20 protein-coding genes are annotated in these 25,628 nt (G+C 72.0%); 1 reads left to right on the top strand and 19 read right to left on the bottom strand.

Translation table 11 applies throughout. The annotated features are described in order from the left end of the window. From alaS to P3T41_RS34715, 17 genes are all read right to left on the bottom strand, one after another. Positions 1-1,799, bottom strand: a 1,799-nt coding sequence (alaS, locus tag P3T41_RS34795; protein ID WP_280694649.1) for an alanine--tRNA ligase, incomplete at its 3' end; no start/stop codon positions are given. A gap of 161 nt (positions 1,800-1,960) precedes the next feature. Then, on the bottom strand, positions 1,961-4,504 hold the full coding sequence (gene pepN / locus P3T41_RS34790; protein ID WP_280694648.1) for an aminopeptidase N: 2,544 nt from the start codon (positions 4,502-4,504) through the stop codon (positions 1,961-1,963). Beyond that, the gene (locus tag P3T41_RS34785) at positions 4,489-5,853 is read right to left on the bottom strand and encodes a hypothetical protein (protein ID WP_280694647.1); all 1,365 of its coding nucleotides are present in this window, start codon (positions 5,851-5,853) and stop codon (positions 4,489-4,491) included. Before P3T41_RS34785 ends, pepN begins: the two co-directional genes overlap by 16 nt. A 56-nt stretch (positions 5,854-5,909) precedes the next feature. Continuing rightward, positions 5,910-7,148, bottom strand: a complete 1,239-nt coding sequence (locus tag P3T41_RS34780; protein WP_280694646.1) for an MFS transporter — start codon at positions 7,146-7,148, stop codon at positions 5,910-5,912. Between the two features lie 204 nt (positions 7,149-7,352). Next, positions 7,353-8,690 (bottom strand): hypothetical protein, encoded by a 1,338-nt coding sequence (locus P3T41_RS34775; protein WP_280694645.1) that lies wholly within the window; start codon positions 8,688-8,690, stop codon positions 7,353-7,355. A 53-nt stretch (positions 8,691-8,743) separates the two neighbouring features. Then, positions 8,744-10,375 (bottom strand): ABC transporter substrate-binding protein, encoded by a 1,632-nt coding sequence (locus tag P3T41_RS34770; RefSeq protein ID WP_280694644.1) that lies wholly within the window; start codon positions 10,373-10,375, stop codon positions 8,744-8,746. A 44-nt stretch (positions 10,376-10,419) separates the two neighbouring features. Next, a complete protein-coding gene (locus tag P3T41_RS34765; RefSeq protein ID WP_280694643.1) occupies positions 10,420-11,352 on the bottom strand; it encodes a transketolase in 933 nt (310 codons plus the stop codon). Beyond that, complete coding sequence (locus P3T41_RS34760) at positions 11,349-12,146, bottom strand: thiamine pyrophosphate-dependent enzyme (RefSeq protein WP_280694642.1); 798 nt, start codon at positions 12,144-12,146, stop codon at positions 11,349-11,351. The genes P3T41_RS34765 and P3T41_RS34760 overlap by 4 nt, the downstream gene beginning before the upstream one ends. Further along, a complete protein-coding gene (locus P3T41_RS34755) occupies positions 12,143-13,993 on the bottom strand; it encodes a M20/M25/M40 family metallo-hydrolase (RefSeq protein ID WP_280694641.1) in 1,851 nt (616 codons plus the stop codon). Before P3T41_RS34755 ends, P3T41_RS34760 begins: the two co-directional genes overlap by 4 nt. Next, positions 13,990-15,033 (bottom strand): N-acetyl-gamma-glutamyl-phosphate reductase, encoded by a 1,044-nt coding sequence (gene argC, locus P3T41_RS34750; protein ID WP_280694640.1) that lies wholly within the window; start codon positions 15,031-15,033, stop codon positions 13,990-13,992. The genes P3T41_RS34755 and argC overlap by 4 nt, the downstream gene beginning before the upstream one ends. Continuing rightward, complete coding sequence (locus P3T41_RS34745) at positions 15,026-16,345, bottom strand: DegT/DnrJ/EryC1/StrS family aminotransferase (RefSeq protein ID WP_280694639.1); 1,320 nt, start codon at positions 16,343-16,345, stop codon at positions 15,026-15,028. The genes argC and P3T41_RS34745 overlap by 8 nt, the downstream gene beginning before the upstream one ends. Beyond that, positions 16,342-16,995, bottom strand: coding sequence for a degT/DnrJ/EryC1/StrS aminotransferase (locus P3T41_RS34740; protein WP_280694638.1), 654 nt, complete (start codon positions 16,993-16,995; stop codon positions 16,342-16,344). Before P3T41_RS34740 ends, P3T41_RS34745 begins: the two co-directional genes overlap by 4 nt. 14 nt (positions 16,996-17,009) lie before the next feature. After that, on the bottom strand, positions 17,010-17,897 hold the full coding sequence (locus P3T41_RS34735; RefSeq protein ID WP_280694637.1) for a RimK family alpha-L-glutamate ligase: 888 nt from the start codon (positions 17,895-17,897) through the stop codon (positions 17,010-17,012). Then, positions 17,894-18,082, bottom strand: coding sequence for a lysine biosynthesis protein LysW (locus P3T41_RS34730; RefSeq protein WP_280694636.1), 189 nt, complete (start codon positions 18,080-18,082; stop codon positions 17,894-17,896). Before P3T41_RS34730 ends, P3T41_RS34735 begins: the two co-directional genes overlap by 4 nt. A gap of 65 nt (positions 18,083-18,147) precedes the next feature. Next, positions 18,148-19,449 carry an ATP-grasp domain-containing protein gene (locus tag P3T41_RS34725; protein ID WP_280694635.1) on the bottom strand — a complete coding sequence of 434 codons (1,302 nt, stop codon included), beginning with the start codon at positions 19,447-19,449 and terminating at the stop codon, positions 18,148-18,150. A gap of 89 nt (positions 19,450-19,538) precedes the next feature. Continuing rightward, positions 19,539-20,714 carry a peptidogalycan biosysnthesis protein gene (locus tag P3T41_RS34720; RefSeq protein ID WP_280694634.1) on the bottom strand — a complete coding sequence of 392 codons (1,176 nt, stop codon included), beginning with the start codon at positions 20,712-20,714 and terminating at the stop codon, positions 19,539-19,541. 225 nt (positions 20,715-20,939) lie between these two features. Continuing rightward, positions 20,940-21,104, bottom strand: a complete 165-nt coding sequence (locus P3T41_RS34715; protein ID WP_280694633.1) for a hypothetical protein — start codon at positions 21,102-21,104, stop codon at positions 20,940-20,942. Positions 21,105-21,264: 160 nt separating this feature from the next. Here P3T41_RS34715 and P3T41_RS34710 point away from each other — a divergent pair, with 160 nt between their 5' ends. Continuing rightward, a complete protein-coding gene (locus P3T41_RS34710; protein ID WP_280694632.1) occupies positions 21,265-22,332 on the top strand; it encodes a hypothetical protein in 1,068 nt (355 codons plus the stop codon). A 100-nt stretch (positions 22,333-22,432) separates the two neighbouring features. Here P3T41_RS34710 and P3T41_RS34705 read toward each other — a convergent pair whose 3' ends face one another. Together P3T41_RS34705 and P3T41_RS34700 are read right to left on the bottom strand one after the other, a co-directional pair. Further along, entirely contained in the window at positions 22,433-23,410 is a 978-nt protein-coding gene (locus P3T41_RS34705) for an NAD(P)H-quinone oxidoreductase (RefSeq protein WP_280694631.1), read from the bottom strand. A gap of 67 nt (positions 23,411-23,477) precedes the next feature. Beyond that, positions 23,478-25,526 carry a carbohydrate binding domain-containing protein gene (locus P3T41_RS34700; protein WP_280694630.1) on the bottom strand — a complete coding sequence of 683 codons (2,049 nt, stop codon included), beginning with the start codon at positions 25,524-25,526 and terminating at the stop codon, positions 23,478-23,480. Positions 25,527-25,628: the final 102 nt, after the last annotated feature.

The following is a 25,628-nucleotide window of genomic DNA, read 5'->3' as shown; positions in this document are numbered from 1 at the left end:
GGCGCGTTCTCCGAGCCGGCCTGCGCGGCCGTGGGACCCAGCGCGTCACGCAGCGCCTGGTGGGTCAGGTGGGTGGCGCTGTGCGCACGGGAGACGGCCCGACGGCGCTCCAGGTCGAGCCTCGCGTAGGCGCGGGCGCCGACCACCACCTCGCCCACCAGCACCGAGCCCTTGTGCACGATCACCCCGGGCACCGGCTGCTGCACGTCGTGGATCTCCACCACGGCACCGGAGTCCAGCCGGATCCGGCCGTGGTCGGCGAGCTGGCCACCGCCCTCGGCGTAGAACGGGGTGCGGTCCAGGACCAGTTCGACCTCGTCGCCCTCCTGCGCGGCCGGCGCCGGCACGCCGTCCACCAGCAGGCCCACCACGGTGGCCTCGCCCTCGGTGGCGCTGTAGCCGGTGAAGACGCAGGCGCCGGAGCGGTCGGCCACCGCGCGGTAGGCGGAGACGTCGGCGTGGCCCAGCTTCTTGGCCCGGGCGTCCGCCTTGGCGCGGTCGCGCTGCTCCTGCATCAGCCGGCGGAAGCCGTCCTCGTCCACCGCGAGGCCCTGTTCGGCGGCCATCTCCAGGGTGAGGTCGATCGGGAAGCCGTAGGTGTCGTGCAGCTGGAAGGCCTTGGCACCGGCGAGCACCGTGGCGCCGCCCGACCTGGTCTCGGCGACGGCCGTGTCCAGGATGGCGGTGCCGCTGCGCAGGGTCTGCAGGAACGACGCCTCCTCGGCGACGATCACCGTCTCGATCCGCTGCCGCTCCGCGAAGAGCTCCGGATACTGCGGGCCCATCGCCTCGATGGTCACCTCGGTCAGCGACCGGGCGACCGGCTCGGTGGCGCCCAGCAGGCGCATGTTGCGGATCGCGCGGCGCAGGATCCGGCGCAGCACGTAGCCGCGGCCCTCGTTGCCCGGGGTCACGCCGTCGGCGACCAGCATCACCGAGGTGCGGATGTGGTCGGCGACCACGCGCAGCGAGACGTCGGCCTTCTCGCCGGCGCCGTAGCGGTGGCCGGTCAGCTCGGCGGCCCGGCCCAGGATCAGCCGGCTGGTGTCGATCTCGAAGAGGTTGTCGACGCCTTGCAGGATGGTGGCCAGGCGCTCCAGGCCCAGGCCGGTGTCGATGTTGCGGGCGGGCAGGTCGCCGAGGATCTCGAAGTCGTCCTTGCCGGTGCCGGCGCCGCGCTCGTACTGCATGAAGACCAGGTTCCAGATCTCCATGTACCGCTCGCCGTTGACGGCCGGACCGCCCTCCTCGCCGTAGGCGGGGCCGCGGTCGTAGTTGATCTCCGAGCACGGGCCGCACGGACCCGGCACGCCCATCGACCAGAAGTTGTCGGCCTTGCCCAGGCGTTGGATCCGCTCGGCCGGCACGCCCACGACCTCGCGCCAGATCTGCTCGGCCTCGTCGTCGTCCTGGTAGACGGTGATCCAGAGCTTCTCCGGCTCCAGGCCGTAGCCGCCGTCGGCCACCGAGGAGGTCAGCAGCTCCCAGGCGAGCTTGATGGCCCCTTCCTTGAAGTAGTCGCCGAAGGAGAAGTTGCCGCACATCTGGAAGAAGATGCCGTGCCGGGTGGTCTTGCCGACCTCCTCGATGTCCGGCGTCCGCACGCACTTCTGCACGCTGGTGGCCGTGCTGAAGGCAGGCTTGACCTCGCCCAGGAAGTACGGCTTGAACGGCACCATGCCCGCGTTGACCAGCAGCAGGGTGGGGTCGTCGGCGACCAGGGACGCCGACGGGACGACGGTGTGTCCGCGCTCCTCGTAGAAGCGCAGCCAGCGGCGGCGGATCTCTGCCGACTCCATCAGTGGTTCCTCCAGATGAACAAGGTCGCGGGTGTCACTAGGGCCTGTACGGCGGATCTTTTCGGATCGGCGCGCGGGCCACAGGCCTTCGGCCCGAAGGTGCCCTTTCGGGCCGAAGGCCGGGGGGAGCCACGGGCCCGGAAAGATCCGCCACACACGCCCTAGGGCGTGGCCACGGCGTCACGGCGCCGAGCCCGGATCGCCCGCGCCATCTCGTCGCGCCCCTCGGCGAGCAGGCGGCGCAGGGCCGCGGGCAGGTCCGCGCGGGCGAGGCAGGCGTCCGCCGAGGCCAGGGTCGACTCGCCGATCGCTCCCGAGGGGAACGCGTCCCGGGCGAAGCGCTGGGCCATGCCGCCGGCCCAGTCGGACCAGACCTGGGCGATCTCGGCGAAGTAGCGGTCGGCGAAGGGCACCAGCAGGTCCCGGTGGTCGGGCTCGGCGAAGCCTTCGAGGGTGGCCCGCAGCAGGCTGTTGGGCAGTGCGCCGGAGCGGATCCGCTGCCAGGCCGCCTCCTTGGCGTCGGCGGTCGGGATCGCCGCGGTGCAGACGACCGCGTGGCGCTCACCGGCCGCCGAGCCGTCGGCGCGCAGCTCCGCGTCGATCTCGGCGGCTCCGGCGGCCCCGCACGCGACCAGCCGGCGGAGCACCGCCCAGCGCAGGTCGGCGTCGACCGTCAGGCCCTCGGGCCGCCAGGTGCCGTCCAGGATGCCGCGGAGCACGGCGAGCTGCGCGGGCGCCACGGCCACCCCCAGGAGCGCCTGTAGGTGGACCAGTTGCAGGTCGGAGCCCGGCTCGGCCGTCTCCAGCAGCTGGTGGGCCGCGGCCGCGAGCGTCTGCCGGCCGATCGGCTGCCAGTGCGGCGCCGCGTAGTCGTGCACGGCCTTGCGCGCCTGGTCGACGAGGGTCTGCGCGAGCGTCGCGTCGGTGACCGAGCGCAGGCCCGACACGACGAGGCGGACGTAGTCGCGGGCCGGCAGTTCGCCGTCACGGGTCATGTCCCAGGCGATCGTCCAGGCCTGTGCCGCGGCCAGCGGATCACGGATCTCGCCGAGGTGGCCGAGGAGGGTCGCCAGCGACCGCTCGTCGAGCCGGACCTTGGCGTAGGTCAGGTCGTCGTCGTTGAGCAGCGCCAGGTCCGGACGCGGCTCGCCGACCAGTTCGGGCACCTCGGTGCGGGCCCCGACGACGTCGAGCACGACACGGCGCCGCCGCACGATGCCGCCGGGCCCGCGGTCGTAGAGGCCGATCGCCATCCGGTGCGCGCGGAGCACCGGTTGCTCCTCGGGGGCCTCCTGCACGACGGTGCAGCCGGTGACCCGGCCGGCCTCGTCGTACACCCACTCGGCCCGCAGGGTGTTGACGCCGGAGGTCTCCAGCCACTGCTTCGACCAGGCGGCGAGATCGCGCCCCGAGGTCTCCTCCAGCGCGGCCAGCAGGTCGGCCAGCGTCGTGTTCCCCCAGGCATGGCGGCGTACGTACCGCCCGATCGCCGCCAGGAAGTTGTCCCGACCGACGTAGGAGACCAGCTGCTTGAGCACCGAGGCGCCCTTGAGATAGGTGATCCCGTCGAAGTTGACCTCGGTGGCCGCGATGTCGGGGATGTCCGCGGCGATCGGATGCGTCGAGGGCAACTGGTCCTGCCGGTACGCCTCCGCCTTGCGCAGGTTGGCGAACGTCGTCCAGGCGCCGGTCCACTCGGTGACCTCGGTCTGGGCGAGCACGCCCGCGTAGGTGGCGAACGACTCGTTGAGCCACAGGTCGTCCCACCACCGCATGGTCACCAGGTCGCCGAACCACATGTGCGCCATCTCGTGCAGCAGGGTCTCGGCCCGCCGTTCGCGCAGCGCCGCGGTGGCGCGCGAGCGGAAGACGTACTTCTCGTTGACCGTGACGCACGCGGCGTTCTCCATCGCGCCGACGTTGAACTCGGGTGCGAAGACCTGGTCGTACTTGGCGAACGGGTAGGGGGTGCCGAAGACGTCGTGGAAGAAGTCGAAGCCACGCTTGGTGATGTCGAAGAGGACGTCGGCGTCGAGGTGCTCGGCCAGCGAGGCGCGGCAGAGCAGCCGCAGCGGGAACTCCCGTCCGTCCTGCGCCCGGTAGTGGTCCCGGGCGACCGCGTACGGGCCCGCCACCAGCGCCAGGGCGTAGCTCGGCAGCGGCTCGGTGGGCGGGAAGTGCCAGGTCGTGGCGGACCCGGCGGACTGCGCCGGCCGGTCGGGGGCCGCGTTGGAGAGCACCTCCCAGCCGGTGGGCGCGATCACGGTCAGCTCGAACTTCGCCTTGAGGTCGGGCTGGTCGAAGCAGGCGAAGACGCGCTGCGCGTCGGCGGTCGCGAACTGGCTGTAGAGGTAGACCCGGTCGTCGACGGGGTCGACGAAGCGGTGCAGGCCCTCGCCGGTGCGCGAGTAGCGGCAGTCGGCCTCGACGCGCAGCTCGTTGCGGGCGGCGAGGCCCGGCAGCGCGATCCGGCCCTGTTGCGCAGTGCCCGCCAGCCGCTCCCCGTTGAGGACGACGTCGTGGACGTCGGCGCCGGCGAGTTCGATGAAGGTGCCCGCCCCCGGCTCCGCGCAGGCGAAGCGCACGGTGGTGGTGGAGCGGAAGCTGTCCGGGCCCCGGGTCAGGTCGATCAGGACCTGGTACGAGTCGACGGAGAGGATCGCCGCGCGCTCCCGTGCCTCACCCTGGGTCAGATTGCCTGCCACGCCGCCTCCTTCGTGGCGGTCGCCGACCCGGCCCGGTCCGCCGGAGCCGGATCGGGGGTGTGGAACACGGTCGTCGTGCGGAAGGTCCCGGCGCGCACGACGCCGGCGGAGTCCTCCAGTGCGCGGACGTAGGACCCGGCGTAGCCGGAGGGGAGCAGGAACAGGCCCCAGGTCGCGGTCCACTCGCTGAGCTCGCCGGTGTCGGGGTCGACGACCGTCTCGGGGCGGGCGCCGACCCGGCGCTGGACGATGAAGCCCGCGTCGACGGAGGCGTCGAGCGTCTCCTGCCACTCCCGGTCGGTGCTCTCCCAGCCGGCCACGATGCCCGCGCCGCCGTAGTCGGCGCGCGGCTTGAGGATCAGCTCGTCGCGGTACTGGCGGCAGTGGTCGACCAACTCGGGCGTCAGCATCCGGGTCCAGGGCAGGATCCGGTCGACCAGTGCCGTCTCGGCGTCCGACAGGCCCGCGCGCACCCGTGGGTCCGACATCAGCGCCATGGCGCCCTTGTTGCCGAACAGCGCGCTCTGCGGTGTGGTCCACAGGACGACGCGGCCCTCCTCGTGGGCGCGCAGGACCGGTTCGAGGTCGCGCGCCCCGTCCGGGTCGTCCACGATCTCGTTGGGGGTGAAGTACCGCAGCACCACGTCGATCCGGCGGCCGTGCAGGTGCAGGCGACCGTCGACCTCCTCGAGCTGCCCGATCTCGCCGACGACCAGGTCGATGCCGGCGCGGGCCATCATCTCCGCGAAGGAGCGGGCCAGGTGGTTGGTGCCGGTCAGGCCGCCGTTGTGCTCGACGTAGGCGACGACCGGCTCGGCGCCGTCGGTCAGCGGGAGTGCCACCTCACGCAGCGTCTGGGCCAGCCGTTCGCCGGTGTGGACGTAGCCGAGGCCCTGCTCGTCGGCGAAGTCGCGGAAGGCCGGCACCTCCAGCAGCGTGCGGGCGAGTTCGGCGCGGTCCGTCCCGCCGAGCGTGCTGCCGACGTTCAGCTCGAAGAGCTTGAACGACTCGCCGTCGTGGCTGAGGTCGGCGCGCCCGTAGAGCGCGGGCCGGTCGGCCAGCCGGCGCATGACGGCCGCCCGGGGCCGGTCGATGCCCAGCGCCTCGCAGTAGCGGCCCAGGTCGCCGTCGAAGAGGCGCTGCGGGATCGAGAACAGCAGCTCGAAGAAGACGGCGAGGTCGTCGGCGAAGGAGCGGATCTCGGTCTCGGGGACGAAGAACGGCCGCGGCAGCAGGACCTTGCCGAAGGCGTTGGCGAACGCCTCGGGGAGCTTCGCGTCCCGCACCGCGTCCAGCAGGCCGCGGTCGCCTGCCAGGGTCCGTCGCAGGTAGGTCTCGTTGACAGTCACGGGAGTTCAGTCCTGTCCGTAGGGGTTGTCGTTGCGCCTCGCTCCGGCCGGCGACGTCACAGCGCCGGCTCCAGCACCTTGGTCTCGGCCTGGGGCGGGTTGACGCGCCGCTCGACGGCGGCCGTCAGCCGCACCGTCGCGGCGGCGGTGATCAGGCCGACCACCGCGCAGCCCCACCAGAGGGCGGCCGGGCCGACCGTGGTGAACAGGCCGACGGCGATGATGGGCGCGGCGAGCCGCGCGGTCGACCAGACCCAGCTGAGCGCGCCCTGGTAGCGTCCGCGCGCCTCCTCCGGGGCGATGTCGGCGACGATCGCGCCGGCCACCACGCCGTTGACGACCTCGCCGAGCGACCAGATCGCGACGGTCGGCAGGTACTGCCAGGCCTGGTGGGCGAGCCCGGTGGAGGCCACGCCCAGACCGATCAGAGCCCACGAGGCGGCCAGCACCTTCACCCGCGGCAGCTTGGAAAGCCGCCCGTAGAGCACCGGCTGCAGGGCCACCACCAGCGCCGCGTTGGCGACACCGACGAGCCCGTAGACCGCGGGTGACAGGCCGTTGTCGCGGATCGCGAGCGGGATGGTGAACTCGGTCTGGGTGTAGATGGTGATGCCCAGCACGCTGAGCCCGAGGTAGGCGACCATCAGCCGGTCGCGGAAGACCACGCCGTACCCGCCGCTCGCCTTGGCGACCTTCGGCCTGGGCAGGTCCTTGGGGATGCCGACCAGCACGATCGCCGCGTAGAGCAGGCAGGTCGCGCCGTCCAGCAGGAACAGCAGCCAGAAACCGCGCGCCGCGAGGTAGCCCGCGCCGGCGCTCGCCACCGCCGTACCGATGTTGAATCCCCAGTGCAGCAGGCTGAACGCCTTGCCGCGCAGCTCCGTCCCGACCACGTCACCGACCAGCGCGGAGGCGGCCGGACGGTAGATGCCCGAGGTCAGCCCGAGCAGCGCGGCGGCCACGCCCAGCGTGAGCGGACCGGGTGCGGCGAGCAGCGCGCCGAGACCTGCGGGGGTGGCGACCAGGCCGATGATGACCGCGGGCCGGCGGCCGATCCGGTCCGCCAGCGAGCCGCCCAGCATCGGGCCGAACATCCCGCCGACCCCGAGGGCCACCACGATGCCGCCGGTCTGCGCGGTGGTGATGCCGCGTGAGCCCAGGTAGAAGACCAGGAACGGGACGACCATGGTGCCGATCCGGTTCGCGATCATCCCGGCGAAGACGATCCAGAACGGGCGGGGCAGGCCGCCGAAGTTGGCCGCCAGCGCGCTGCGCAAACGTGGTGAGCTGCTCATTTCGCTTCCTTGTGGTTGATGGGAGTTGGCATGCCCGCTCCAGTGGCCAGCCTCCCTCAGGTCCCAAGTCGGGGGCCAGCGCCGGCCGGTGGTGACAAGTCGGATCGCACTTCTTCCTACCGTCGTCGTCCCGACGGGAGCCGGCCCGGCCGCGCGCCCCACCGGGGAGGAGCGGAGCGCGCGGGCCGGGCCGGCTCAGGGGGCTCAGTAGTGCAGCACCCCGGCGGTGCGGGTGTTCTTGTACGCCGTGACGCCGATCACCGGGCTCTCGAAGGCCGGCACCGCGCGCGCGTACGCACCGGCGTAGCCGCCCGGGGTGTAGAAGAGACCCCAGGCCGCCTGCCAGTCCTCCTGCTGGCCGGTCAGCGGGTCGACCACCGGCTCGGAGCGCGGCACCACCCGCTCCTGCACGATCGCGCCCTCGACCACGCCCCGCTCCAGCGCCTCGGACCACTCCTGCTCGGTGCTGGTCCAGCCCGCGATGACGCCGACACCGCCGTAGAAGGCGTTCGGCTTGAGGATCAGCTCCTCGCGGTGCGCGCGGGCGTACGCGAGCAGCTCGTCGTGCTCGATCGACGGCTCGCCCTTCAGCGAGCGGGTCCACGGGAGCACCCGGTCGATCAGCGTCAGCTCCTCCTCGGAGAAGCTCGACCGGTGGCGCGGGTCGGAGAGCAGCGCCAGGCACGCCTTGTTGGCGAACAGGTTGCTCTCCATCGGGGTGAACAGGAAGACGGTGCCGGCCTCGTGGGCCCGGAAGACCGGCTCCACCAGCGCGGCGCCGTGCTCGTCCCCGATGATCTCCTCGACGGTGAAGCAGCGCAGGATGACATCGACCGGCGTGTCGCCGAGGTGCAGCTTGCCGTCGCGGTCCTCGACGTCGCCGATCTCGGCGACGTGGAAGTTCACGCCGAACCCGCGCATGACGTCGCGGAAGGTGTTCCAGTGGCTGGCGTAGTTGGCGAGCCCGCCGGGGCCTTCGAGCAGGGCCACCACCGGCTCACGACCGGCGGCGATCGCGGCACCCGCCTGCACCAGGGTCTCGGCGACCGCGCGGCCGGTGTGGGTGTACCCGAGGCCGTGCTGCGCCGCGAAGGCCGCGAACGGCTCGGCGTCCAGCAGCGCGCGGGGGATCTCGCCGGCCCGGTCGGCGCCGCCGACCTCGCTGGCGATCCCGATCTCCAGGAGCTTGAAGGAGGTGCCGTTGTGGTACATGTCCGCGCGACCGTAGCGGGGCGGGGTGACGCCGCCGAGCCGGATGATCAGCTTCTTGCGCTCCTCGTCGATGCCCAGGGCGTCGCAGTAGCGGTCGAGATCACCGTCGAACAGCCGCTTCGGCAGCGAGGTGATGATGTCGAACAGCCCGAGGACGTCGTCCGCGAACGCCTCGATCTCGCGCTTCTCGATGAAGAGCGGCCTGGACAGGTACGACCCGGTCCAGTTGGCGAGCGCCGGGTCGCGCTCGACCTCGCCCATGATGCCGGGCAGCGCGCTGCCCTCGGCGAGGCTCTCCTTGTTGTACAGCTCAGTGATGCGGTCCGTCATGACGAACCCTCCGGTTCTGCTCGGCCGTTGACTGGTGGGGGTGCAGCGGGTCGTCAGTCGACGACGTGCATGCGGGTGAGGTTCGGGACGAAGTACTGCGCGCTCAGGAAGAGTCCGCCGACCCGCGGGCCGAACAGGGTGAACTGGCGCTTGTAGTAGACCGGGATGACCGGCGCGTGCTCGGCCATCAGGCGGCGGTCCAGCTCGGCGTAGCCCTCGGCGACGGCCGCCCGGTCCGGCTCCTGGGCCAGGCGGGCGATCTCCTCGGTGATCGCGGCGTCGTCGAAGTAGGAGAGGTTCATGTTGCCGCCGTCGGTGATCCGGTCACCGCGGAAGAGCACGTCGAACACGCCCGAGGCGTCCGGGAAGTCCGGCCCCCACACGCCGTAGATCAGGTCGCAGTCGTTCTCCGGGTCGCCCATCAGGCTGTAGAAGGCGGCCTTGTCGACCGGCCGCAGGACGATCTCGAAACCGGCCCGCTCCAGGGCCTGCTTGACCGCCGGTGCGACCGGACGGTTCGGGTCGGTGTCCGGGTAGGCGAAGACCAGCGGTCGCAGCTCCTTGCCCGCGATCAGCTCCTTGGCCTTGACCGGGTCGCCGTTGGGCCCGGACGGGTAGACGTCGTGGTGCCGGTAGCCCGGGACCATCGGCGCCAGGATCGTGGTGCCCGGCTGCGCCCCGGCCTCACCGCCGGCCAGCTCGACGCAGGTGCCGCGGTCGAAGGCGTAGTTGAGCGCGCGCCGGACGTCGACGTCGGTGACCCGGCGGGTGTTGAGGTAGACGTACTGGAGGTAGGCCGTGGGACCGGCGATCACCCGGCGCAGCAGCTCGGGATCGGCCGCCACCTGGGCCACCTTGTCCTCGGCGACGTCGAAGGTCGCGATCGACAGGGCGTCGGCCTCGGTCGGCTCCAGCAGACGGTCCGTCTGCTGCTGCCGGGCGACCCCGAACTCCCAGCGGATCTCGTCCGGGTACTGGCTGCGGATCGGGTCGCTGGCCGGGTCCCAGTGCGGGTTGCGCTCCAGCAGGTAGTGGTCGTTCGGGACGAAGTCCCGGACCCGGTACGGCCCGGTGGCCAGCCACGAGGTCTCGTACCCGTCCCGGGTGTCCCGGTCCGCCGGGACCGGCGTCGTGGTGGTCGTGGTGGCCAGGAAGGGGAAGCCCGGGGTCGGCTCGGCCAGCGCGAAGACAATGGTGCGGGCATCGGGGGTGGTCACGCCCGGGGCGGGGGTGCCGTCCTGGTACGGGCCCTGGTAGCTCCGCTCCGGGTCCAGCGCCTGCTGGATGAACTGGGGTCCGTAGACGCCGTTCGAGGAGAACGACCGGGCCACCGCGTGCGCCACGTCGTACGAGGTGATCGGCGTGCCGTCCTCGAACTTCAGCCCCTCGCGCAGGGTGTAGGTCCAGGTCAGGCCGCCGTCGGTGGTGCGCCCGGTGTCGGTGGCCAGGTCGCCGACCAGCTTGCGGGGGCCGCCGTCCCAGCTCTCCAGGTAGCCGGTCAGGGTGCGGTGGAAGATGCCGGTGGCGACGCCCAGCGTGGTGCCGATGTACATCTGCGTCGGGTCCACGTGCTCCGGCGGCGCGTCCGCGAGGAGGGTGATCCGGCCGCCGCGGCGGGCTCCGGGCACTGCGGGAGCCGGCGTCGGCGACTGGCCCAGGTGGTCGATCTCGAACTGGTCGGACATGGCAGGACTCCAGTGGGGAAACGAAGGTACGGGTCGGCTGGTGCTCAGCGCGCGACGAGCGGGTCGAGCCGGTCGAGCCGGTCGAGGGCGGACAGCACGGCCGGCAGGTCCAGGCCGAGTTGGCCCATCACCTCGTCGTGGTCGCCGCCCTGGACGGGCCAGTCGTGGCCGGCGTTGACGCCGGTGACCTCGCACTGCGGCAGCAGCAGGGCCAGCGCCTCGGCCACCCCGCCCTCGCGCCGGTGCTCCTCGACGACCGTGAAGCGGGTGTGGCGCCGGCTCAACTCGGCTGCCGCGGCGGCGAGATGATCGTGATCCAGGTAGGTGAGGTGGGCGTGTGCCAGCTCGGGGCGCAGCTCGCCCGCGGCCAGCGCGAGCCTGGTGCCCTCCTCGCCGACCGAGACCAGGCAGCTCGCGCCCGCCTCGCCCGGCTGCGCCCAGTTCACCAGCGGCAGCTCGTCGCCGTCCCGACTCAGGCTCTGGTACGTGGCGTTGCGGCCGGTCCTGAGGTAGTGCGGACGGCCCGAGCGGGCCGCCGACCGGATCACGGCGCGCATGTCCGCCTCGCCGTACGGGGCCGCGATGGTCACGCCCGGGATGCTGCGCAGAACGGCGAAGTCCTCCAGGCAGTGGTGCGTGGTGCCGAACCAGGCGCCGGAGACACCGGCGTAGGGCGCGACCACGGTGACCCCGGCGCCCAGGTAGCCCAGGGTGAGCTTGAGGCTCTCGGCCGCCCGGAGCGCGGCGAACGGCGCGAAGGTGCTGACGAACGGCTTGTAGCCGGCCACGGCGAGCCCGGTCGCCATGTCGATCATGGCGCCCTCGGCGATGCCGAGGTTGAAGAACCGGTCCGGGTGGGCGGCCTGGAACGGGTGGCCCTTGCCGCCCAGATCGGCTTCCAGGCAGACGATGGTGGGGTCGGTGGCGGCCAGCCGGGTGAGTTCGTCCCGGTAGGCGTCACGGCCGGAGAGGGTCATCGGATCATCCGCTTCCACTTGGCGGCGCGCGCGGCGTCGATGGTGACGTAGTGGGAGCCCGCCTTGCCCTCGACGGCGGGCACACCCTTGCCCTTGACGGTGTCGGCGATCACGGCGAGCGGCCGCTCGGCGGTGGACCGGTCGCCGGACAGCACCGCGCTCAGCGCGGTCAGGTCGTGCCCGTCCACCTCGGCCGTCTCGAAGCCGAAGGCGGCGAACCGCGCGGCCAGGTTGGGCAGCGGCGAGATGTCCCGCACCAGGCCGTCGTTCTGGCCGCCGTTGCGGTCCACCACCAGCACGAAGTTGCCCAGCCGCTGGGCGGCGGCGACCTGGCAGGTCTCCCAGACCAGGCCCTCCTGCAGTTCGCCGTCCCCCGCGACGGCGATGCCGAGCCCGCCCTGGCCGCCGAGGCGGCGGGCCAGCGCCCAGCCCGCCGCGTACGGCACACCGTGGCCCAGGCTCCCGGTGGGGAAGAGCACCCCGGGCACCTTGGGGCCCGGGTGGCCGGTGTACGGGTGGCCGAGCTGCCCGTACAGCGGGGCCGGGTTCTGCGGCAGGATCCCGCTGACGTGCAGTGCGGCGTAGAGCCCGGCGGCGGCGTGGCCCTTGCTGAGCACCACCTGGGTGCCGTCGTCGAGCTCGCAGCGGTGCAGCGCCGCGATCAGGATGTCCAGCACGGACAGGCTGCCGCCGAGGTGGCAGCCGCGCGGGCTGGCCGCCATGTCGATGACCAACTTGCGGGCCTGGACGGCCCGTTCGGCCAGTGAGGTATCGAGATCCAGCGTTGCGGTCATGCCCGGCTCCCTTCCGGGCGGGCGAACCACCGGGCGACCGCGTCGCTCAGGACCGAGCGCGCGGCGCGGTAGTCGGTGGCGGTGATCCGCTCGGCGTCGGTGTGGTCCAGCGTGGAGTCGCCCGGGCCGTACGCGACCATCGGGACGTCGCGCCAGGTGGTGGCGAGGGTGTTCATGTCCGAGGTGCCCTTCTTCACGACGTAGCGGGGGCGGACCCCCGACTCGCCGAACGCCCGGGTGAACGCCTTGACCAGCGAGGTCGACCGGCCGCCGGCGAAGCCGGGGGTGGCCCGCAGCACCTCGATCTCGACCCCCGGCCCTGCCTGGGCCAGCGCCGCCTCGCGCAGCGCGGCCAGGTCGGCGAGCGGCGGGATCCGGAAGTTGAGGATGCCGACGGCGCGGTGGCTCTGCCGGCCCGGCTCGCAGCGGATGTCGATCACCGCGCTGAGGGCGTCCGACGCCTCCTTCTCCACCGCCTCACGGATCCGCTCCAGCACCCGGACCAGGGCGTCGGGAGCGGAGACCGCGTCCATCCCGGCCGAGTGCCCACTGGTCACCGAGGCGGTGACGCGCAGCTTGAACAGCCCGAAGTACCCCAGCGTCAGCGTCTGCGAGCCGCTCGGCTCGCCGATCACGACGGCGTCGGCCGGGTAGTGGTCCCGGGCGTGGAAGGCGCCCTTGGAGGAGGAGATCTCCTCCTCGACCGCTCCCACCACCCGCAGTTGGCCGTCCGCGGGCAGTTCGGCCGTGGCCAGCACCTCCAGGAAGTTCACCAGGCAGCCCTTGGCGTCCACGCTGCCCCGGCCTGACAGTTCCTCACCGAGCCACTGGACCGGCCAGCGGTAGGGGACGGTGTCCAGGTGGCCGAGCAGCAGCAGCCGGCGCGGGCCGCTGCCGCGGGTGGCGACCAGGTTGCCGACCTCGTCGATCCGCGCGTCGATCCCGCGCTCCTCGCACCAGTCGCGCAGGTACCCGGCGAGCTCGTGCTCGTCACCGGAGACGGACGGCACCGCGACCGCGCGGCTGAGCAGCGTCAGGTCGGCCGCCGGCTCGGTGGTGCGCCAGAAGCGCGTCCAGCCGGCCGGGTCCGCCATGGTGTGCGGTCCGGTGATGGCCACGTCGGCGGCCCCGGCCAGGGCCAGTTCGGCGGCCCGCACCTTCTGCCGCATCCGGCCGCCCGCGTAGCCTGCCGCCTCGCCCTGGTGGGCGTGCCGCAGCGTCGAGGACGGGTCGGACGGGTCGGTGAGCAGCCCGGCGGTGCCGGTCACCAGCCGCAGGTGGTCGGCGTCCAGCGCGTTGCTGAGCACCGCCGCCAGGACGTCGGCATCCACGTTCAGCGGGCTGCCGCCGTCCCGGTCCATGACCGGCGGCGAGAGGCAGACCACGTCGTACGCGTCCAGCAGCGCGTTCAGCCGCACCGTGTCGACCTCGTCCGGCAGGCCCACCCGGTGGTCGCGGACCACGCTCGGGCGGCCCTGCGCGTTCACCGTCTTGAGCGGCCGGTTGGCCCGCCCGGCGACCAGCCCGCTGCGGGCGGCCACCGAGGTGAAGACGGTCAGGCCGAGCGCGTGCAGGCCGGCCTCGACCGAGGGCAGCGTGACCCGCTCGTAGGCGTCCACCAGGTGCGGCATCTCGGCAGGCGGGCAGTAGCGCACCAGATCGCCGTTGGCGAGCCGCAGTTCGGGCATCGGACGGCCGATCGCCCGGTAGTGCCGCTCGATCCCGACCGCACCGCCGGCCACCAGGAGCACCCGGGCACCCCGGGCGACCAGCGCGGCCAGCTCCTGGTGGATGGCGCCCCGGTCGAGCGTGGCGCTGCCCACCTTGACCACGTACAGCGGCCTCACGGTGACACCGCCGTCCGGGGCAGGCCCGCCGTCTCCTCGAACCCGCTGACCAGGTTCATCGCCTGGATCGCCTGCCCGGCAGCGCCCTTGATGAGGTTGTCGAGCGCGGTCACCGCGACGCACTGGTCGCCCTTGACCGCGATCGCCACCTCGGCGACGTTCGAGCCGACCACGGCCTTGAGCATCGGGAAGTCCTGCGGTGCCTTCGGCGCGGGCCGGACCCGGACGAACGGCTTGCCGACGTACGCCTTGGCGAACGCCCGCTTGACGTCCAACGCCGAGGTCTCGGGCCGCAGTTGGGTGTAGGCGGTGACCATGATGCCGCGCGGGACATCCAGGCTGTGGGTGGAGAAGCGCAACTCGGGCGCGGCACCGGTGAGTTCGGTGAGCGCCTGCCGGATCTCCGGGGTGTGCCGGTGACCGTGCAGCTTGTGCACCCGGAAGTTCCCCGAACGCTCGGCGGGTTGCTCCGTCCCGCCCCGACCGCCGCCGGTGGAACCGGTCTTGGCGTCGACCACGACGCCGGGCAGCACCAGCGAGTCGGCGAACAGCGGGTACAGGGCGTAGATGGTCGCCACCGCCATGCAGCCTGGCAGGTTGATGAAGCGACCCTCCGGCACGGCGCCCGACAACTCGGGCACGTAGTAGGCGAACTCCTCCGGAGCCGGCTGGGCGGCCGTCTTCGGGTAGTGCGTGCGGATCTCCTCGGGGTCGCGCAGCCGGAAGTCCCCGGCCAGGTTCAGCACCCGCTTGGCCCGCTCCGCGAGCAGCGGCAGCCGGGCCGGCAGGGTGCCGGTCGGCAGGCAGCCGAACGCCACGTCCACCTCGTCGAGCTCCGCCAGCGGACGGAACTTCAGGCCCGCCGCCCCCGGGTGGTTGCGCAGCCAGGGGTGCACGGCACCCACCGGGGTGCCGGCGCTGCGCTCGGCCGACAGGAAGGCCAGCTCCACGTTGGGGTGGTCGAGCAGCAGCCTGATCACCTCGCCGCCGGTGTATCCGCTGGCGCCGGCGACGGCGACCCGGATCTTGTGCTCAGCCAAGGCGAGCCGCCTTCTCGTACGGACGGCGGTAGTCGTTGTCCGCGACCAGCTTGCGGATCGCGTCGGGACGGCGGGCCACCTTGGCGAACGCGTCGGCGTAGCGCAGCGCCCGCTCGTACTCGACCGGCGAGCGCAGCTCGCGGCAGAGCACCAGGGTGCTGTCCAGCATGCCGACGGTGACCGGGAAGTCCTCCGGGCGGTGGTCGCGCACGGCGCCCGGGTTGAGCGAGAACGGGTAGCCGTTGCCGAACCCGGCCCGGTGCTGGAAGGGCAGGTGGCACGGGATCGGGGAGTTCTGCCACTCCCGGGCCGGGACGCCCTCGGCGACCAGCAGCTCGTGCACCGCCTCCTTGACCGCGTGGACGGGCAGGTCATCCAGCCCGACTGCCTCCGGGAGCAGGGTGATCCGGTACATGTTGTACGCGTGGACGTGGCCCTCGGGGACGTACGGGGCGCGGAACAGGCCGGTCCCGTCGAGGATCTCGCCCAGCAGCCGCGCGTTGCGGGCCCGCACCTGGTCGTAGTACGGCAGGCGCTTGAGCTGGCTGGCGCCGAAGGCCGCCGCGACCCAGGACATCCGGTAGTCGATGCCGTGCCGCTCCACGTAGTCGGCCGCGCGCCGGTAGGCCTCCTCGGTGGCGAAGAAGGCGATGCCGCCCTCACCGCCCAGCGGGAAGTTCTTGTCGGCCATCAGGCTCTGGCCGGCCGCGTCGCCCAGCGACCCGGCGGTCGCCGAGCCGATCTTCGCGGAGTGGGCGTGCGAGGCGTCCTCGACCAGGGCCAGGCCGTGCTGGTCGCACAGCGCCCGCAGCGCCGGGACGTCGGCCGGCAGACCGTGCACGTGGACCGGCATGATCGCGCGGGTCCTGGAGGTGATCGCGGCGGCGGCGGCCTGCGGGTCCATGCAGTAGGTCCGCGGGTCGATGTCCACGAAGACCGGGATGGCGTGGGCCGCGACCACGGCCTGCGCCGTGGCGATGAAGGTGAACGCCGGGACGATCACCTCGTCGCCGGGCTGCACGCCCGCGCCGATCAGGGCCAGGTGCAGGCTCGACGTCCCGCTGGCCGTGGGCAGCGCGTGGTTGGCGCCGACGTAGTCGCGGTAGGACTCCGCGAAGTCGGCCACCACCCGCTCGGGCAGCGCCCGCTGAGCGAGCATCAGGTTGAAGACGTCTTCCTTGGTGATGACCGGGAAGATGGTGCGCCGCATCTCCTTGGGGATCATCGCCCCACCGCCGAACGCGGCCAGCTCGGCGGCCAGCTCGGCTTCGTCGGGAAGCGGCAGCGGCGCCGCGGGGAAGTCAGTGATCACTTCGTCGCTCCGGAGGTGGTGTGGGGCCGGGCCGCCTGGCTGAGCGCCATCCGGACGCAGGCGGCGACCAGCGGGCTGAGCCGGTAGTTGAACTGGACCCCGGGGACCAGGTTCGAATCGGCCTCCTCCTGCGTCCACATGGTGCGCAGGTCGTAGGCGCCGAAGATCTTCAACCGCTCGGCGCGGGCCCAGAGGTCCGCGTCGTCGGTCAGCACCGCGGCGGCCGGGCCGAAGCCGAGGCCGGTGAGGTCGACTACCAGGGCCGGGGCGGTGGACCGGCGGGCCCACTCGCCGAGCTGGTGCGCGTTCTCGGGGTCGAGTGCCAGGTGGTCGAAGGCGACGGGGCCTTCCTCGACCCCTCCCTCGACCCCTTCCTCGATCACGCTGATGCCGAGCCAGTTGACGAACGCCAGGTCCTGGCGCCCGAGGCCGGGCCGGTTGATCCGGTCGCCGTGCCCGATGCCCTGGCCGGCCAGCGCGGCGTGCACCGCCGCGCTGCGGCTGTTCAGCAGGACGGCCTTCGCGCGGCCGGTCTGCTTGGTCAACAGCCTTTCCAGACCGGGGAGTTCACGGTCGCTCTTCTCGATGCTCATGACCACGCCCGAGGTCAGGACCCGGGTCAGCACGGTGGCCGTGTCAAACAGTTCCATAGCTCTTCTCTGTCTCAGGCGGCCTGGGCGGTGGGGACGGACGGCCCGTACGATTCCGCGACGTACGCGGCCAGCAGACCGGCCACGTCCACGCCGTGCTTGGCCGAGGAGCGGGCGAACTCCGGGTTGGCGTTCACCTCCAGGACCATCAACTCGCCGGTGGAGCGGTCCTCGACGAGGTCGACCCCGTAGAAGCCGTCCCCGAGCACGTCCACCACCTGCGCGCAGGACTTCTCGATGGCGTCGGTGATCTCCACGCGCTTGACCTCGGCGCCGAGGTGGGTGTTGGTGCGCCAGTCCTGCGAGACCCGCTGGATGGCGACCACCGGGGTCCGCCCGACCACCACGACCCGCAGGTCGTGCCCCGGCTTGTCGATGTACTTCTGGACCAGCACCGGGAAGAGCTTGCCGGCGGCGTCGGCGGACTCACGGCCGCCGACCCACGCGTCGACGCACTCCTCGTCCACCATCTTGGTGACGCCCCGGCCCCACGAGCCGCTGACCGGTTTGAGCACCGAGGGCCAGCCCAGCTCGCCGACGGCCTCGCGGACCTGGGCATAGCTGAAGGCGTGCAGGGACCGCGGGTGCGCGATGCCGTGCTGGGCGAAGAGCAGGGCCTGCAGGCCCTTGTCGTTGCAGGTCTCGATCGTGGCGGCGCGGTTCAGGGTGGTGACCCCGATGTACTCCAGCCGGCGGGCCACGCCGATCGCCTCACGGTGGGACAGGTTCCTGATCAGGGCGAGGCCGGGCGGGGCCGTGTGCCCCGCCACCACCCCCGCCAGATCCTCCAGCAGCACCGGACGGACGGCCACTCCCTCGGCGCGCAGCGCCTGCAGCAGCAGCTTCTCGTCCGGTCGCAGCATGGTGACCGAAAGCAGTACTTCGAGCTCGGGAGCGGTCACTCGCCCCAGTCCTCCTCGACCTCGGGGGCCAGCTCGATCCGGACCGTGGCGTCGGTCTTCTCGACCACCTCGTGCTCCTGGCCGCAGGCCCCGCACTCGGTGATCTCGCCGGTCTCCCAGTCCTCCTGGACCTCGAAGTCGGTGTCGCACACCAGGCACTTGGGTGCGGTGATGGCTGTCGTCATCTCTCTCGTTCCTCTCACGGGTGTTGTGCGTCAGGGTGTGCTGCCCGAGGGCAGCGGGACCGGGTTCAGACCGGGTCCACCAGGAGCGTCACCAGTTCGACGGCCTCCTTGGTCACCAGGTCGAGATCGGTGTCCAACGGGGCGTCGACGATCACGGACGCCGACCGGTGGCCGGAGTCCAACTGCACGCCCAGCACGTCGCCGGGCAGTCGGCCGACCAGGACGGCGCGCGGCTGGGCCGGCGCGAGTGTCCCGACCGGAGTCAGTACGGGCCAACGGTCGTCCCGGCTCGGCCAGGACACCTCGACCCCGTCCGCCGTGACGTCCCGCAGGACGCCGTGCGGGTGGTCCACGAAGTGCTGGCGGGCGCGCCGCCGCGGGGCCGGGTAGGAGGCCGGCTCGCCGAGCGCCAGGTCCAGCATCACCGGCTCGAAGGGCTCGCCGGTCGCCAGCTCCCAGAGGAAGGTGATCGCGTCCCCGGGCAGCCGGGCGGCCACCTCCATCAGGACCACGCCGTCCTCGGTGAGCCGGTACTCGGCGTGGGTGATGCCGTCCCGCACGCCCACCCGGCGCAGGATCTCGGTGTTGGCGGCGAGCAGCGCCGCCGCCTCCTCGGGATCGATCAACGCCGGGCTGGTGTGGGACAGTTCGGTGAAGAACCGGCCCTCGTGCTCGTTGGTCTCCTTGCCCGTCACGGCGGACCAGAAGACCTCGCCGTGCTGGACCAGCGCCTCGACGGAGAACTCGCGGCCGATCACCCGGCTCTCCACCAGGGAGATCTCCTCGGCGCTGAACTGGGCCAGCGCGTCGGTCAGTTCGGCCTGGTTCTCGACCTGGCGAACGCCCGAGCTGTAGAACCGGCCGGCGGGCTTGACCACGGCCGGGAAGTCCCCGTCCGGCAGGCTGAAGCCGGCCCGCTCCTCGAGGGGCACCACCTGCCAGCGCGGCGAGAACTCCGGCACGGTGGTGCGCTGCAGCAGCTTGTTGCGGCAGATCACCGAGGCGGCGGTGCCGGCGCCGGGGAGCCCGAGGCAGTCGGCGAGCACGCCCACCGGCTCGACGAACACCTCGCCGACCGAGATCACGCCGCGCACGTCGTAGCGGCGCAGCAGCGGCTGGACGGCCGGCAGGACGGTGCCGATCCTGGCATCCGACACCTGGACGACCTCGGCGAGCTCGCTGAGCGGGTGGGTGCCGTCCGCCCGGACGGCCGCCAGCCGCGCCAGGTCGGTGTCCAGGCTCACCACCGCCACCGGGGCGTAGCCCCGGCGTCGGGCCTCCTGGATCAGGCGGCCCTGCCGGGCGAGGACGACCAGGTCGCCCATGAAGAGCACGGCTCCGGGCAGGGTGGAACGATCAATGGGCATGCTGAAGGGCTCATTCCTGTTCGGGGGTCCGGGCGGCGTCCGATCAGCGGGTGGTCAGCGTGATCGGGGTGATCGTCGTCGTCGGGTGATCAGCAGAAGGGTGCGAAGAGGTCCGTCTCGAGCGCCTTCGCGACCGCCGGGGAGATGTCGCAGAGCCGGCTCACCTGAGCGGAGTTGTGCTCGCGGATCTGGTCCCCCCGGTCGGCGAGAACGCTGTCCTCGGAAAGATCGAGAAGCCACAGCGGCCGCAGCCGCGCACCGCGAAGAGCCTTGGCGTCCGGGGATTCGATTCCGGGGTGCAGCCGGCGCAGCCCGCTCTCCGCCGCTATCCGGACCGGCGTGTAGTACACGAGGTTGAAATACTCCGCGGCGCCTCGGATCAGGCGTTCGTAGTCGAAACCGACCGCACGCACGGACAGGGTGTCGCCGTGCACGTAGAAGAGGCAGAAGCCGACCGGCGGCTCGCCCTGCCGGGCACAGAACAGCACCTCCGCCTTGGCACCCATCGCCACCGCCTGCAAACGGAAGGATTCGGTGAGTATGTCGATGTCATATGCGTGCCCGTAACGCTTCTGAGTGCCCGCCAGGAGTTCGGCCGCCTGCCGGTAGCACTCCAGCAGCGGCACCCGGGTGATCTCGTACCCGGCCGCCGTGAAGGCCTTGACCTCCTGCTTGATCGAGTCACGGCGACCCTTGGAGGGCAGCGTGCGCAACCACTCCGACCAGCCGCCCTCCGGCACCGACACCCAGGCGTCCGTGGCCAGCAGGACGGGCGTCGTCCGCACTCCCGCCGACCGCAGGGCGAGGACGTCCTGGGTGGTCACGAAGCTCGCCACGCAGGGGACCGGGCCGGGCGGCAGGGCGGGCAGCACCGCGCTGCCCGCCACCTCCTGGCTCAGCGCCCGCAGCCGGTCGAGCAGCGCCGGCGCCACCTGCTGCGCCGTGACGCCCTCCCGGGTGAGCAGATGGGTCTGGTAGCCCCGGCGCTGGCCGACCAGCAGGCCGGCCGGCGCCGGGGCGGGCAGCCCTCGGGCCGTCAGCTGGGTCTGCCACTGGTAGAAGGAGTTCGGCTCCTCGGCCACCGCGGTGACGGCCACCGAACCGCCGTCCGCGTGCACCGCGCCGGTGACCGTGCTGCCACCGACGTCGGTGGCACAGAACCGCAGCCAGTCGTAGCTGGAGTAGAGCCGGTCGCCGGCCAGGGCCTCCCACTCCTGGGCGGGCAGGCCACCGGTGATGTCGTCGAAGGCGGAGAGCTCGCTCATGCCGCCGTCCCGACGCGTCGGGTCGGCGCCGCGGGCTCCGGGCGGTCCGCCGCCCAGCGCACGTCCTGCGTCGAACGAGCCGCGCTGACGCGGTTGTAGAGGTCGAGGTAACACACGTCCGAACAGTCGGAAGCCGTGCAGTGCATCAAGCAATCGCTTTCTGTTCCTGATGCCGCGAACCTGACCGGAATCATCTGCGCCTCCTGGTCGGCGTCCGGCCGGGGACTACGGCCAAGTAAGGTCGTTGGGCAGCACGGGCGCCGACGCGGTGGCGGCCACAACCGGCGACGTGGTGGCCGAAACGGTCACCGCCGAGGACGGCTGGGCGGCGAGGACAACCGCGAGAGAAAGAGCGGAAAAAACGGCCATAATGGCAAACTTGAGCTTCACTGTGACTCCCCCTGAGTACCGTTGCACCGGCCGATTCCCTGCCAGCCGGCGCCTTTGCTGCGTTGGCACAACCGTGCCTCGCCGCACCTCCCTGGCGCCAGGGGGTTACCGGTGATAAGAACTTGCAGGTGACTACCACTCACCGACGAACGGCACGAAGATGACCAAACCGACCTCAGTGGGGAGCGAACCTCCCCCTTTGGGAGAGCTGCATCTGGCCCTCTACCGATGGGCCCTCGAGCGGGGCCGGCTGGATCCGGCGAAAGCCGCCCTCCGGCTGGCGGTGCCGATGGCGGCGGTGGACGCGGCGGTGGCCGATCTCACCAGCCTCCACCTGCTGCGTCACGAACGGGAGGAAGGCGACGAAGGGGAGAGCGGGGACGGTCCCGACAACTCCGGCGAAACGCGCTCCGCCAGCTACACGCCCTGCAGCCCGGATGCCGCGGCGGCTCACCTGACCGGTCCGATCGAGGCCGCGATTCGGGAGCGACATCGTGCGGCGGAACGGTTGAAAAGCCATGTAATGGCCCTCAAGCCGGTGTTCGACGAGTCCTGGCAGGGCCATTCGATGCAGAACGGCATCGAATATCTGACCCTGCCGGACACCGTCCGTTCCACCCTGGAGCGGCTTTCCGCGAGCGCCCGCGTCGAAGCGGCGGCGGCCCATCCTCAACTGGCCTCGCCACAGGCCCTGGAGGAGGGGGTCGCCCGCACCGCCCGAGTCATTAATCGCGGCGTCGCAATGCGTACCCTCTACCCGCATTCGGTATTGGCGCATCAGTACATGCAGCAGCATCTGGCCCGGATGACGGCGATGGGCGCACAGGTGCGGACCACCAGTCATATCTCGGATCGAATTCTCTTCTTCGACCAGGAGGTCGCGGTCATCGCCGACGGAAAGAGCTCCCCCGGGAACGGTGCGATCGCCATTCGGGAACCGGCTCTGGTCGGCCACCTCTACCGGGCCTGGGAGAGCAGTTGGGAATCCGGACTGCCCTTCAAGGCGGCGCCGAGCGGCATGGGCTACGGCTCCGCCAAGGACGAACTGCGGCGGTCCATCGTGCGGTTGCTCGAGTCGGGGATGAAGGACGACCTGGCGGCCCGGCGACTGTCGATGTCGACCAGCACCTACCGCAGGCACGTCACCGACCTGATGAACGAGCTCGGTGCCGAGAGCCGCTTCCAGGCGGGCAGCTACGCACGGCAGAACGGGTGGCTGGACGACTGAGCCCGCTTCGGCGGACAAGCCCCAGCGCCCCCCTGGCCGCGAGCGGCGCCGGACCCTGCTCCGGCGCCGCGAGAACGCGGGCCGCGGCCGCGGTGGTTCCTCAGACCTGCAGCACGACCTTCCCCACCTGCTCCCCCGCCTCCAGCGCCCGGTGCGCCTGCGCCGCCTCCGTCAACGGCAGCACCCGGTCGATCACCGGCTTCACCACCCCCGACTCGATCAACGGCCAGACGTGCTCGCGCACCGCCGCCACGATCGCCGCCTTCTCCGCCAGCGGACGCGGCCGCAGCGACGTCGCCACCACCGCGGCCCGCTTGCGCAGCAGGGTGGCGAGGTCGACCTCGGCCTTCACCCCGCCCTGCAGGCCGATGATCACCAACCGCCCGCTGACCGCCAGCGCGTCCAGGTTCCGCTGCAGGTACTTCGCCCCCATGATGTCCAGGACCACGTCGGCCCCGTGCCCGCCGGTGGCCTCCCTCACCACCTCCACGAAGTCCTGCTCGCGGTAGTTCACCCCGACGTCCGCGCCCAGCTCCGCGCACCGCGCCAGCTTCTTCGCGCTGCCGGCGGTCACGATCACCTTCGCGCCCACCGCCTTGCCGAGCTGCGTCGCCATCGTCCCGATCCCGCTGGCGCCGCCGTGCAGCAGCAGCGTGTCCCCCGGCCGCAGGTGCGCCACCATGAACACGTTCGACCAGACCGTCGCGGTGACCTCGGGCAGCGCCGCGGCGGCGACCAGCCCCAACCCGCGTGGGATCGGCAGCAACTGGCCCACCGGCACGGCCACCTGCTCCGCGTAACCGCCGCCCGCCAGCAGGGCGCAGACCTCGTCGCCCACCGCCCAGCCGGCCACCCCGGCCCCGAGCGCGACGATCCGGCCCGAGCACTCCAGGCCGGGGTAGGGCGAGGCTCCCGGCGGCGGGCTGTAGTTGCCCTGACGTTGCAACAGGTCGGCGCGGTTGACGGCGGTGGCGGCCACCTCGACCAGCACCTCGCCCTCGCCGGGCACCGGATCGTCGACCTTGGTCCAGGTCAGCGCCTCGGGCCCGCCCGGCTGGGGAATCGTGAATGCGTACATGGCTCGACGCTACTCGGCGCACCCCGCGAGCGGGCCGATCGCCACCCGCTGGAAGTCAGGGCCTGTCCTACGGCAGTGGGGTCGGTGCCGCCAGGTAGGACTGGGTCCGGGTGGCCCAGTAGCCGAAGTCGCCGGGCCCGCTCTGGTCGGTGCCCGAGGTCTCCGGCACGCCGTAGGTGCTGGTCCCGGTGCCCGCGCCGAACAGGACCGCCACCACGCCCGCCGCGGCGGCCTCCGGCAGGTGGGAGCCCCAGGTGACGGTCGATCCGCTGACCGAGACCTTCGGGTCGGCGCCCGGATTGCTGCCGTAGAAGGCGAGGTTGTTGCCGCTGGAGGTGAAGGAGTCGCCGTAGAAGAAGGTCGAGGCGGAGTCCTCGTTCTGCTCGGCGGTGGTGTTGTCCAGGTCGGGGAAGCTGCCGGAGGCGTTGAAGTAGCCGGGGCTCGGCGTGTGCGTGGAGTTGAGGTGGCCGACCGCGATCTGCCAGAGCACCGCCGGCAGGCCGAGCGACTGACGGATCGTCTGCACGTAGAGCAGGTAGTTGCTCCAGTGCGCCGCGTTCAGGTACCGCACGTCGGCGGCGGGGTTCGGGTCGCGCAGGATGCCGAAGTCCTGGCCCCACTGGTCGAAGGCGACGAAGTCGGCCCGGTAGCCGATGTCCGCGCTCTTCAGGAAGGCGGCCACCTGGTCGCCGGTCGAGGCGACCGACTGGCGGCCCGCCGTCCAGCCCATGGTGTCGGTGTCCTTGAGCGCGTCCCGCACGCCCCAGGTGTTGACCTGCCAGCCCAGGAAGGCCGCGGGGTCGTACTTCTTGACGGTGTAACCGATCGCCTCGACCAGGCCCTTGAGGCTGTCGCCGAACGCCGGATCGCTGCCGCTGCTCAGCACGCCGGCGGCGTACGCGGCGCTGGTGGCGGCCGGGAACTTCGACGCGTCACCGCCGTACTGGGCGGCGTAGTTCTGCTGCAGGTAGCCCAGCATGTCGGGCTCGATCACCCAGCCCACCGGCTTGCCGGGCGCGGCCGCGTTCGCCGCCGTGGCGGCGTTCTTCAGCGCCTGGAAGTACGAGGTCAGCCAGCTCGCGCTCTGCATGTTGGTGTAGTCGACGCCGGTGCCGTCGACGTTGCCGTTCATCCCGTACTCGACCATCACCGGAGTCATGCCCAGCTGCTCGGAGTGCTGGACCATGGTCGTGGTGGTCGCCGCCCAGTTCAACAGGTCGTCGCCGGTCAGATATTCATATCCGTAGTCCGGCAGCTTGCCGTGCGTCGCGAGGCCGCTGAAGAAGCCGTCCACGTTGCCGCCGGGGGTGTAGACGCTGCCGATCGACAGGTAGGACGGGTGCCAGCTGGAACCGCCGCCCGGGCCACCGCCGCTGGTCTGCGTCACCCCGCTCACCGGGGCGCTCGGCGCCGACGCGTGGCCGGCCGCGTCGAGCGCGGTGACGGTGTAGGTGTGGCTGCTGCCGGCGGCCAGGCCGGACACGGTCGCCGTGGTGGAGCCGCTGGTGGCGACCACCGTCGAGCCCTCGCCGACCTGGTACGAGGTGGCGGTGGAGCCGGTGGACGGCTCGGTCCAGGCCAGCGAGATCGAGGACGCGGTGGTGGCCGCGACGGTCAGCCCGGCGGGGGTGGCCGGGCTCTGCGCGGGGCCGCCACCGGGACCGGTCAGCGAGACGTCGTCGGCGAAGTACGTGCCCTGGCCGTACCAGCCGTGCAGGTAGAGGGTGACCGAGGTGGTCGAGGCGTCCGTGCTGAAGCTGGTGGTCAGCTGCTGCCAGCCGTTGGTGCTCGGCGTCCAGGTCGAGCTGTGGTCGGTGGCGCCCAGGTAGACGTAGCTGCCCTGGACGTATGCCGAGAGCGTGTACGTCGAGTTCGGCTGGACGGCGACGGTCTGGGTGCACTGCGCGTCGTCGCTCGCGGTGGCCGCGCCGGCCAGCGCGTGCGCGCCGGAGTGGACCGGGGAGCCGACCACGGCGCCGGTTCCCGGATCGCAGCTCCAGCCGGTCAGATCACCGGTCTCGAACCCGGAGTTGACCACCGGATCGGTGCCGTCGGCCCGCGCGGGAGCGGCCAGCGCGAGCAGTCCGCCGGCCAGCAGGGCAGCCGAACTGATCACGGAAACGGCAGAGTTGAGCTTGCGCACAGAGTCCTCCGGTGGGGGCGGCAGGGCGATGCGACGCGTACCGTCACGACGATGGACTAGACCTCTTGAGACGTC

The sequence above is a fragment of the Kitasatospora sp. GAS204B genome, assembly GCF_029892155.1.
Taxonomy (GTDB): Bacteria; Actinomycetota; Actinomycetes; order Streptomycetales; family Streptomycetaceae; genus Kitasatospora.
This window is presented reverse-complemented; position numbering and strand designations above follow the sequence as displayed.

Coding starts and splice junctions, on each gene's coding strand:
- P3T41_RS34780 (WP_280694646.1), bottom strand. CDS start 7,148: ATGAGCAGCTCACCACGTTTGCGCAGCGCGCTGGCGGCCAACTTCGGC.
- P3T41_RS34775 (WP_280694645.1), bottom strand. CDS start 8,690: ATGACGGACCGCATCACTGAGCTGTACAACAAGGAGAGCCTCGCCGAG.
- P3T41_RS34770 (WP_280694644.1), bottom strand. CDS start 10,375: ATGTCCGACCAGTTCGAGATCGACCACCTGGGCCAGTCGCCGACGCCG.
- P3T41_RS34765 (WP_280694643.1), bottom strand. CDS start 11,352: ATGACCCTCTCCGGCCGTGACGCCTACCGGGACGAACTCACCCGGCTG.
- P3T41_RS34760 (WP_280694642.1), bottom strand. CDS start 12,146: ATGACCGCAACGCTGGATCTCGATACCTCACTGGCCGAACGGGCCGTC.
- P3T41_RS34740 (WP_280694638.1), bottom strand. CDS start 16,995: ATGGAACTGTTTGACACGGCCACCGTGCTGACCCGGGTCCTGACCTCG.
- P3T41_RS34730 (WP_280694636.1), bottom strand. CDS start 18,082: ATGACGACAGCCATCACCGCACCCAAGTGCCTGGTGTGCGACACCGAC.
- P3T41_RS34725 (WP_280694635.1), bottom strand. CDS start 19,449: ATGCCCATTGATCGTTCCACCCTGCCCGGAGCCGTGCTCTTCATGGGC.
- P3T41_RS34720 (WP_280694634.1), bottom strand. CDS start 20,714: ATGAGCGAGCTCTCCGCCTTCGACGACATCACCGGTGGCCTGCCCGCC.
- P3T41_RS34710 (WP_280694632.1), top strand. CDS start 21,265: ATGACCAAACCGACCTCAGTGGGGAGCGAACCTCCCCCTTTGGGAGAG.
- P3T41_RS34705 (WP_280694631.1), bottom strand. CDS start 23,410: ATGTACGCATTCACGATTCCCCAGCCGGGCGGGCCCGAGGCGCTGACC.